The following is a 323-nucleotide window of genomic DNA, read 5'->3' on the forward strand; positions in this document are numbered from 1 at the left end:
CAGCCAGTGTGGCGCAAGATGCAGGAAAACGCCATGCGAACAGATGTCTCCTGGGCCGCACCGGCGCGCGCCTATGCGGAACTTTTCCGATCGGTGGCCGAACGTTGAGCGTGCCGCCGCCCGGGGTCACGCTCGTGCCCGGCGGCGCCACCGTCGCCGTGTTCTCTCTGCACGCCGAAGCCATAGAGTTCTGCACCTACGACTCCGCGGACAGTGAGACCGGGCGGACGCTTCTTCCTGACCGCACGGGGCCGTGGTTTCACGGCACTGTTCCCGGCGTTGCAGACGGAACCCGATACGGATTGCGGGCACATGGCCCGTTC

At 66.6% G+C, this 323-nt stretch carries 1 protein-coding gene; it reads left to right on the plus strand.

Annotated elements, in window-relative coordinates; genetic code table 11:
- Nucleotides 1-110 precede the first annotated feature (110 nt).
- Nucleotides 111-323 (plus strand): hypothetical protein (locus R5H29_RS00730; RefSeq protein WP_332328567.1); only part of this gene is annotated, 213 nt, incomplete at its 3' end.

It is taken from the genome of Stenotrophomonas sp. A3_2, from assembly GCF_036624925.1.
In the GTDB taxonomy this organism is placed as follows: domain Bacteria; phylum Pseudomonadota; class Gammaproteobacteria; order Xanthomonadales; family Xanthomonadaceae; genus Stenotrophomonas; species Stenotrophomonas hibiscicola.